This is a genomic window from Kineococcus indalonis, assembly GCF_009906395.1.
In the GTDB taxonomy this organism is placed as follows: Bacteria; Actinomycetota; Actinomycetes; order Actinomycetales; family Kineococcaceae; genus Kineococcus; species Kineococcus indalonis.
On sequence record NZ_JAAALM010000437.1, the window covers coordinates 1 to 3,484 of the forward strand.

Annotated in this window: 4 protein-coding genes; 3 read left to right on the plus strand and 1 reads right to left on the minus strand. The window is 72.4% G+C overall.

The window, feature by feature from the left end; translation table 11 throughout:
* Positions 1–13 precede the first annotated feature (13 nt).
* Positions 14–418 carry a primosomal protein gene (locus tag GTR00_RS23085; RefSeq protein WP_205706033.1) on the minus strand — a complete coding sequence of 135 codons (405 nt, stop codon included), beginning with the start codon at positions 416–418 and terminating at the stop codon, positions 14–16.
* Positions 419–520: 102 nt separating this feature from the next.
* On the opposite strand from GTR00_RS23085, the gene GTR00_RS17025 reads away from it, so the two are divergent.
* The 3 genes from GTR00_RS17025 to GTR00_RS17035 form a co-directional block, all read left to right on the plus strand.
* A complete protein-coding gene (locus tag GTR00_RS17025; RefSeq protein ID WP_166612774.1) occupies positions 521–745 on the plus strand; it encodes a DUF5703 family protein in 225 nt (74 codons plus the stop codon).
* 62 nt (positions 746–807) lie between these two features.
* On the plus strand, positions 808–2,295 hold the full coding sequence (locus GTR00_RS17030; protein WP_166612775.1) for an amino acid permease: 1,488 nt from the start codon (positions 808–810) through the stop codon (positions 2,293–2,295).
* Between the two features lie 135 nt (positions 2,296–2,430).
* The coding region (locus GTR00_RS17035) for an LLM class flavin-dependent oxidoreductase (RefSeq protein ID WP_166612776.1) at positions 2,431–3,484 on the plus strand (1,054 nt) is incomplete at its 3' end.

A 3,484-nucleotide genomic window follows, 5' to 3' on the forward strand; every position in this document is an offset into this window, starting at 1 on the left:
GGTCAGCTGCGGGTCAGCTGCGGGTCAGCGGCGGGCGGGCGCCGCCGGGGCGGTCCTCGTCCGCGTCGTCGGGGTCGTCGTCGGGGTCGTCGTCCCCGTCCTCGTCGTCCTCGTCGTCGTCCCCGTCCTCGTCGTCGGGGTCGTCGTCCCCGTCCTCCCCGTCCTCGTCGTCCTCGTCGTCCTCGTCGTCGTCCTCGTCGTCCCGCTCGTCCTCCACGTCGTCGTAGAGGACGAAGGGCGTCACCTCGTCGTACGCGTCGTAGATCGCCTCCTCGTACACCTCGAAGGCGTCGGCGACGCGCTGGTAGGCGGCGGCCACGGCGGGGTCGGCCTCGCCGCGCCGGTCGGCCGCGGCGGCGAGGTGGTCCTCGAGGGCAGCGACGAGACGTGCCAGTGCGGCGCGCGGGTCGGGCGTCATGTGCCGACCGTAGCGGAGAGCGCCTGCCGCTGACGCGCCCCGCCGCCCGCGTCGGCGCGTGCCGTCGCGCGCGGCGCCGCGCGGAGGTGGACAATGCCCTCGATGGCCGCTGACACCAGGACCGCCGCGCCCCGCCCGTCCGGCGAGCAGTACGAGTACCGCGTCCTCACCCTGCCCAGGGAGACCACCCGCGCCCAGGCCCGCCAGCTGCTGACCGAGCAGGCGGAGTACGGGCACTGGGAGCTGGCGCGCGTGCGCCTGTACCTGGGCGGGGCGCGGCGCGTGTGGCTGCGCCGGAAGATCATCCGGGTGGCGCGGACGGGCTGATCCCCTAGCCTCGACCGGCCCTGCGCACGGCGGGGCGCTGGGCTGTGCGAGAGGAGGCGCGCGTGGGCGTGCTGCGCACCAAGAGCGTCGAGGACGCGATCCGGGACACCGACGAACCGGGCTCCCGGTTGCGCAAGTCCCTCAGCGCCTGGGACCTGACGGTCTTCGGCGTCGGGGTGATCATCGGCACCGGCATCTTCGTGCTCACCGGGGAGGCCGCCGGCACCCGCGCCGGGCCCGGGGTGGCGGTCTCCTTCGTGGTCTCCGGGCTCGTGTGCGCGCTGGCCGCGCTCTGCTACGCCGAGTTCGCCTCGACGGTGCCGGTGGCGGGGTCGGCGTACACGTTCTCCTACGCCAGCCTGGGCGAGATCATCGCCTGGATCATCGGCTGGGACCTGCTGCTGGAGCTGGCGCTGGGCGCGGCGACGGTGGCGGTGGGCTGGTCCAGCTACGCCGCGGACCTGCTCTCCCAGACGCTGGGGCTGGACCTGCCGGCGTGGCTGTACTCCTCCTCGCCGAGCCTGACCGAGCCGAACCTCATCGCGGCCGCGGTGATCCTCGTGCTGACGGCGGTGCTGTGCGTGGGCACCAAGACCTCCGCGCGCGTCAACGCGGTCATCGTGTGCGTCAAGCTCGCCGTGGTCGCGGTCGTGATCGTCGCCGGGCTCTTCTTCGTCGAGGCCTCGAACTACTCGCCGTTCATCCCGCCCACCGGCTCGCGCGGGGCCTCGGCGACCCCGGCGGACCCCTCGCTGTGGCAGGACCTGGGCGTGCCGCTGGGCACCTTCGGCGTCGGGGGCGTGCTGACGGCCGCGGCGCTGGTCTTCTTCGCCTTCATCGGCTTCGACATCGTCGCCACCGCGGCGGAGGAGACGAAGAACCCCCAGCGCGACGTCCCGCGGGGCATCTTCGGCTCCCTGGCGATCTGCACGGTCCTGTACGTGGCGGTCTCGCTGGTGATCACGGGCATGGTGAAGTACGACCGCATCAGCGTGGAGGCACCGCTGGCGGCGGCCTTCCGCGAGGTCGGCGCGGGCGTGGTGGCCACGCTGATCAGCGTCGGCACGGTCGCCGGCCTGCTGACGGTCATGATGATCCTGATGCTCGGGCAGAACCGGGTGCTCTTCGCCATGAGCCGCGACCGCCTGATCCCGCACTGGTTCGCCAAGGTGTCCGAGGAGCGCGGGGTGCCCGTGCGGATCACGGTGATCACCGGCGCCGCGGTGGCCGTGGTGGCCGCCTTCACGCCGATCAGCGACCTGGCCGAGATGGTCAACATCGGCACCCTGTTCGCGTTCGTGCTGGTCTCGGTGGGCGTGGTGGTGCTGCGCCGCAAGCGCCCGGACCTGCACCGCTCCTTCCGGGTGCCCTTCTCGCCGGTGCTGCCGCTGCTGTCCGCGGTGGCCTCCCTGGTCCTCATGGGCTTCCTGCCCGGGCTGAGCTGGGTGCGGCTGGGCATCTGGATGGCGGTCGGGGTGGTCGTGTACTTCCTCTACGGCCACCGCCGCTCGCGCCTGGCGCAGGCCGAGCGCGCCGGCACCCGCCCCTGAGGGCGGCGCGCCGGCACGCCCACCACCCCGCCCGCCCGGTCCACCCGGGCGGGCGGGGGCCGGGGAACAGATCGGGCGGGGCCCCCGTTGGGGCAGGTACATGCAGATGCATGGACTACACGAGGAGCGGTCACCATGCAGTTCGGGATCTTCACCGTCGGCGACGTCACCCCCGACCCCACCACGGGCCGGACCCCGACCGAGGCCGAGCGCATCCAGGCGATGATGACCATCGCCGAGCACGCCGAGCAGGCCGGCCTGGACGTCTTCGCCACCGGTGAGCACCACAACCGGCCCTTCGTGCCGTCCTCGCCCACGACGATGCTGGGCTACCTGGCCGGGCGCACCAGCCGCATCACCCTCTCGACGTCCACGACGCTGATCACCACCAACGACCCGGTGAAGATCGCCGAGGACTTCGCGATGCTGCAGCACCTGTCCGGCGGGCGCACCGACCTCATGCTCGGCCGCGGCAACACCGCCCCCGTGTACCCCTGGTTCGGCAAGGACCTCTCCAAGAGCGTCGAGCTGACCGTGGAGAACTACCAGCTGCTGCGCCGGCTGTGGGACGAGGACGTCGTCACCTGGGAGGGCAGCTTCCGCACCCCCCTGCACGCCTTCACCTCCACCCCGCGCCCGCTGGACGGCGTGGCGCCCTTCGTCTGGCACGGCTCCATCCGCACCCCGGAGGTCGCCGAGATCGCCGCGTACTTCGGCGACGGGTACTTCGCCAACAACATCTTCTGGCCCAAGGAGCACTACGTCCGGCTGATCGACCTGTACCGCGAGCGCTACGCCCACTACGGGCACGGCGCCCCCGAGCAGGCGATCGTCGGCCTCGGCGGGCAGGTGTACATGGCGAGGAACAGCCAGGACGCGGTGCGCGAGTTCCGCCCCTACTTCGACAACGCCCCCGTCTACGGCCACGGGCCCTCGCTGGAGGAGTTCACCGCCCAGACCCCGCTGACCGTGGGCACGCCCGAGCAGGTGGTGGAGAAGACCCTGACCTTCCAGGAGTTCTTCGGCGACTACCAGCGCCAGCTCTTCCTCGTCGACCACGCCGGCCTGCCGCTGAAGACGGTGCTGGAGCAGATCGACATGCTCGGCGAGCAGGTCGTGCCCCAGCTGCGCCGCGAGTTCGAGGCGCGCCGCCCCGCGCACGTGCCCAGCGACCCGCCCACCCACGCCA